Below are 1,060 nucleotides of genomic sequence, written 5' to 3' on the forward strand. Positions count from 1 at the left end.
GATCCCGATCGGCTATGCCTATGCCGGCGAATGCCCGGCCGATCAGGTCGCCGAAAACGGCATGCAGCCCGGCGAAATGATGCCGAAGAACGTGACCGACGAGGTCATTTCCTCGATTGATCTCGCCTCCAAGGGCGATGCCTGGAAGAACAGTGCCCTACGCATGCGCAAGCTCGTCGTGCAGCCCGGCGGCGTCGTGCCGTGGCATTCGCATGAGGCTCGCCCGGCCAACATCCTGATCGTTTCGGGCTCGATCACCGAATACCGCAGCACTTGCAAGGTGCCGATCGAGCACAAGGCCGGCGACGTGACTGCCGAATTCGGCATGCTGTCGCATTGGTGGAAGAACAATGGCAGCGAGCCGGCTGTCCTCTACTCCGCCGACATCCTGACCTCGGAAGCGCAAAAGCACGAATCCATGTGAGCTGCTCCCAGGCTCGCTGAAAGGCGTCTCCGGTCCCGCCAGATCGGAGATGCCGCACCACTTCATCCAACCGTTGGAGCGATCGCCATGACCGGCATCGAGCATGTCCTCAATCCGCCGAGAACGACCCTCGGCGCTACCGCCGCCGATGGCCGGCGCTTTGCCGTCATCGCGCTGGTTTCCTTCCTGACACTGGTCGATCTCTTCGCGGCTCAGGCGATCCTGCCCGCGCTTGTCGAGAAATTCCAGGTCAGCCGCGCCGCGATGGGCTTTGCCGTCAATGCCAGCACTTTCGGCATGGCCGTCGCCGGCCTTGGCATAGCCTTCTTCGGTCGCAGGATCGATCGCCGCAGCGGTATTTGGATCAGCCTTGCGCTGCTTTCCCTTCCCACGACAGCTCTCGCCTTTACCCACGATCTGACGGTTTTTGCCATCCTCCGTATCGTCCAGGGCCTCTGCATGTCGGCAGCCTTCACGCTGACCATTGCCTATCTCTCGGAACACTTCTCGCCAACCCAGGCGACAGGCGCGTTGGCGGCCTATGTCACCGGCAATGTCGCGAGCAACTTTTTTGGTCGCATCCTGTCCGCAATGGTGGCCGGGTTCGGTGGGCTCGAAATCAATTTCCTCACCTTC

Annotated in this window: 2 protein-coding genes; both read left to right on the top strand. The window is 61.6% G+C overall.

The genetic code is table 11. From position 1 onward, the window contains the following. Nucleotides 1-424 (top strand): cupin domain-containing protein (locus RWK44_RS34780; RefSeq protein ID WP_316030169.1); only part of this gene is annotated, 424 nt, incomplete at its 5' end. An 87-nt stretch (nt 425-511) separates the two neighbouring features. Then, on the top strand, nt 512-1,060 hold a 549-nt coding region (locus RWK44_RS34785; protein WP_316030170.1), incomplete at its 3' end, for an MFS transporter.

The organism is Rhizobium sp. 25PS6, assembly GCF_032464655.1.
In the GTDB taxonomy this organism is placed as follows: Bacteria; Pseudomonadota; Alphaproteobacteria; order Rhizobiales; family Rhizobiaceae; genus Rhizobium; species Rhizobium laguerreae.